5 protein-coding genes are annotated in these 4,100 nt (G+C 71.3%); 4 read left to right on the forward strand and 1 reads right to left on the reverse strand.

Translation table 11 applies throughout. The annotated features are described in order from the left end of the window. Both BN11_RS16240 and BN11_RS22990 read left to right on the forward strand, forming a co-directional pair. Positions 1-2,119 (forward strand): ATP-dependent DNA helicase (locus BN11_RS16240; protein ID WP_162213263.1); only part of this gene is annotated, 2,119 nt, incomplete at its 5' end. A 211-nt stretch (positions 2,120-2,330) separates the two neighbouring features. Next, entirely contained in the window at positions 2,331-2,495 is a 165-nt protein-coding gene (locus BN11_RS22990) for a hypothetical protein (protein WP_157044226.1), read from the forward strand. Here the strand turns inward: BN11_RS22990 and BN11_RS16245 are convergent. Further along, positions 2,473-2,886, reverse strand: a complete 414-nt coding sequence (locus tag BN11_RS16245) for a hypothetical protein (protein WP_157044227.1) — start codon at positions 2,884-2,886, stop codon at positions 2,473-2,475. The genes BN11_RS22990 and BN11_RS16245 overlap by 23 nt on opposite strands. A gap of 7 nt (positions 2,887-2,893) precedes the next feature. Here BN11_RS16245 and BN11_RS16250 point away from each other — a divergent pair, with 7 nt between their 5' ends. Together BN11_RS16250 and holA are read left to right on the forward strand one after the other, a co-directional pair. Then, positions 2,894-3,304, forward strand: coding sequence for a hypothetical protein (locus BN11_RS16250; RefSeq protein ID WP_157044228.1), 411 nt, complete (start codon positions 2,894-2,896; stop codon positions 3,302-3,304). Between the two features lie 59 nt (positions 3,305-3,363). Then, a partial coding sequence (gene holA / locus BN11_RS16255; RefSeq protein ID WP_053084149.1) for a DNA polymerase III subunit delta occupies positions 3,364-4,100 on the forward strand: 737 nt, incomplete at its 3' end.

Below are 4,100 nucleotides of genomic sequence, written 5' to 3' on the forward strand. Positions count from 1 at the left end.
CGCCGCGGTCAGCGACCTCGGCGGCACGCAGCGGCCGGGTCAGACCCAGATGGCGCAGGCGGTGCTCGACGCCGTCGACAAGGAGGAGCACCTGCTCGTCCAGGCCGGCACCGGCACGGGCAAGTCCCTCGGCTACCTCGTCCCGGCGATCCTGCACGCGCAGCGCAGCGGCAAGCCCGCCATCGTCGCCACGGCCACCTTGGCCCTCCAGGGGCAGATCATCGATCGCGACCTGCCGCGGCTGGCCACCGCCCTGGCCCCGATCCTCGGGCGGCGCCCGACCTATGCCCTGGTCAAGGGCCGCCGCAACTATGTCTGCCTGCACAAGCTCGAGGGCGGCTTCCCCGACGAGGACGAGGGCCTCTTCGACGTGGGGGAGGCCGATGCCTCCGCAGGCCGGCTCGGCAAGGAGGTCGTTCGCCTGCGCGAATGGGCCCAGGAGACCGAGTCCGGTGACCGCGACGAGCTCGTCCCGGGTGTGTCCGAGCGGGCCTGGCGCCAGGTCAGCGTCGCCGCCGAGGAGTGTCTCGGCTCGCGCTGCCCGCTGGCCGGCGAGTGCTTCGTCGAACGCTCCCGGGCCGCCGCCAAGGATGTCGACATCGTCGTCACCAACCACTCCTTCCTCGCGATCGACGCCTTCGAGGGCCGCTTCATGCTGCCCGAGCACGAACTGCTCGTCATCGACGAGGGGCACGAGCTCGTCGACCGGATCACCTCCACCATCACCGACGAGCTGACCCCCGGCATGGTCAAACGGGCCGCCAAGCGCGCCCGCTCCGCCGACTCCAGCGACGTCCTCGACGACACCGCCCTCGTGCTCGAAAGGGCGCTGGAGCAACTGCCCGAGGCGCGGATCGACGCCGTTCCCGAGCAACTCGCGCTCGCCCTGGCGACGGTCCGCGACGCCGCCCGCACCGTCCAGTCCGAGCTGAAACCGCAACCGGGCGAGCAGATCGACGGCGCCAAACAGGTGGCCATCGCCGCCGTCGACGAGATCTTCGACAACAGCGCCCGCATGCTCGAGGAGCGCGAACTCGACGTCCTGTGGAATCGCGTCGATCAGCGCCGGGGCGCCGTCCTCAACGTCGCACCGATGAGCGTGGCGATGCTGGTGCGCGACAAGATCTTTCAAGACCGCACCGTCATCCTCACCTCGGCCACACTCGAGCTCGGCGGCACCTTTGATGCCCTCGCCGGCACGATGGGGCTACGGGGCGAGGGCGCACCGGCCTACACCGGGCTCGATGTCGGCAGCCCCTTCAACTACCCCGAGCAGGCGATCGCCTATGTCGCGGCGAAGCTGCCGGCGCCCGGTCGCGGGGGGCTCAGCGACCAGATGCTCGACGAGATCGAGGCGCTTGTCCGGGCCGCCGGCGGGCGCACCCTCGGCCTCTTCTCCTCCATGCGCGCCGCTCGCGAGGCCGCCGAGGCGATGCGAGATCGCCTGGGAGAGAGCGAGATCAGCATCCTGTGCCAGGGGGAGGACCAGATCTCCACGTTGGTGCGTGACTTCGCTCGCGACCCAACAACCTGCCTGTTCGGCACCCTCAGCCTGTGGCAGGGCGTCGACGTGCCCGGCTCGTCCTGCCAGCTCGTCCTCATCGACCGCATCCCCTTCCCGCGCCCCGACGACCCGCTCGCGTCGGCCCGCACCGAGGCCATCGGACGGATGGGCGGCAACGGCTTCATGGCCGTCTCCGCCACCCACGCCGCCCTACGCCTGGCCCAGGGCGCCGGCCGGCTGATCCGGTCCGCGAGCGATCGCGGTGTGGTCGCCTTCCTCGACTCGCGCATGATGACCGCGCGGTATGCCGGGTTCCTCCAACGCTCGCTGCCGCCGTTCTGGCCGACGACCGACCGGCAACTGGTGCTCTCTGCGCTGCAGCGCCCGCCCCGCCGCCGCGCGAGGTCCCCAAGCCCGGCAAGCGCACCCTGCAGGGCGTCGCCGCCGAGGCCGCAGAGAAGGTCGACGCCGACGGCGCCGCCCACGCCGAACCGGAGAAGCCGACCGCCCCGCCGCCACCGCCGCCGGAGAACGCGCGCACTGCCGTCACGAGCGGGCACCCGTGGACCGAGCAGGACGACGAGGAACTGCGCGACGGCGTCGAGATGGGCTTGAGCCTCGACGAGCTCGCCGAATCCCTCGAACTGCCCGAAGAGATCATCGCCGCCCGCCTTCAGGGGCTCGGCTTGGAGATCTCGCCCGAGACGCAGCTGTCGTTCGACTGATCCCGGTTCCGATCCCGGTGGTGCGGTTGACGATCACAACCGGGTGACAACCCCGCGAAGACCCTCCCGCGCAGCGGCGGAGTCACCCTTATCGTGGACGCGTGAGCCGAGGGGGTACACCGGTCGCGCGGGGGAGCATCGCCGCGGCGGCCGCGGTGCACGCTCTCCTCCTGAGCCTCGGGAGCGCCGGCTACGGCTACCACCGCGACGAGCTCTACTTCCGGATCTGCCGCCGCGCTGGTCCTACCTCGACCAGCCGCCGCTGACCTCGTTCCTCGCGCGGCTGACCACCCACCTCGCCGACGAAACCTGGGCGCTGCGCATCCCGGCCACCCTGCGAGCACGCTCGCCGTCGTCCTGCTCGCCCTGCTGACACACCGGCTCGGCGGCGGCATCGCGGCCCAGCGGCTGGCGGCCTGGGGGTATGCCGGGGCCGCCTTCCCGCTCATGCTCGGCCACCTGCTGCTCACCTCGACGATCGACCTGCCCATCCTCCTCGGCGTGGTCCTCCTTGTCGTCAAAGCCGTTGACGGGCAACCGAAATCGTGGCTGGCGGCGGGAGTGCTCGCGGGCGCGGCGGCATACAACCGGCTCCTGGTCGTCGCCCTGCTGGCGGGTCCTCGTCGTGGGGTTGCTCGCGCTCGGCCCGCGCGCCACGCTGCGTATGCCGTGGCCATGGCTCGGCGCGCTGGCAGCCCTCGTCGTCGCGGCCCCGCAGATCGCGTACCGGGCCGGCCACGAGCAGGTGGCCACCGCATACCACCGCGCGGGCGACGCCGACATCCTGACGTCGAACTACGGTGAGGCCGGCGCGGTCGCCCGGTTCGGACCGGCATACGGCCTGCCCGCACCGGTGAGCGGGCACAATGCGCTCGCGGATCTGACGATGCCGACGCGGGACCGGGTGTTGGTCCTCGAAGGGGCGTGGCGCCACCTCGCCCCGGCCTTCGCTCGCTGCGAGCGGGTGGGCGAACTCGACAACGGCGTGGACGTCGACAACGAGGAGCAGGGAGAAGAACTCACGCTCTGTGCCGGCCGCACCCCACCCTGGGCGGACCTCTGGCCGCACCTCTAGCTCACCTGGACTGACCCTTCGCGGCTGGGCTGTCGGCCCGGCGTGGCAGGCTGAGCCTCGTGAGTGAGACCGTCGTCGCCGGCCGGGTGCCTCCGCTCGTGCTCATCCACGGCCCCGAGTCGGTTCTCATCGAGCGGGCGATCGCGCAGGTGTCGGCCGATCTGAAACTGACCGACCCGCAGATCGAGATCGTCAAGGTCTCGGGCACCGGATACCAGGCGGGGGAGTTGCCGCTGCAGGCGAGCCCGAGCCTGTTCGGCGAGTCCAAGGCCGTCATCGTCACCGACGCCGACGAGGGCAACGAGGCCTTCCAGGCCGAACTGCTAGCGATCCTGCCCGACGCGGGCGCGGAGCTGATCCTCGTCGTCGCCCACAAAGGCGGCAACCGGGGCAAGAAGATCGTCGATTCCCTCAAGGCAGCCAAAGCCCGGGTCATCGACACTCCGGCCATCAAGTCCGACCGCGACAAGCAGGACTTCACCGTCAACGAGTTCCGGCGGGCCGGGCGCAAGACGACACCAGACGCCATCCGCGCCCTCATCGAGGCCGTCGGCAGCGACATCGCCGAGCTCGCCAGCGCGTGTCAGCAGCTGATCTCCGACACCACCGGCACCATCGACGAGCACGTGGTGGCGATCTATCACGGCGGCAAGGTCGAGGCCACGGGCTTCCGGGTCGCCGACGCCGCGATCGCCGGCGATGCGGGCGAAGCGCTGCGGCTGCTGCGGCACGCGATCGCCACCGGCCTCGACCCGGTCCCGATCGTCGCCGTGCTCGCCAGCCAGCTGCGGCAGGT

This window comes from Nostocoides australiense Ben110 (assembly GCF_001050535.1).
Lineage (GTDB): Bacteria > Actinomycetota > Actinomycetes > Actinomycetales > Dermatophilaceae > Nostocoides_A > Nostocoides_A australiense.

Excerpts from the sequence above, each read along its gene's own strand:
- BN11_RS16250 (WP_157044228.1), top strand. The coding sequence starts at position 2,894 with ATGCCGTGGCCATGGCTCGGCGCGCTGGCAGCCCTCGTCGTCGCGGCC.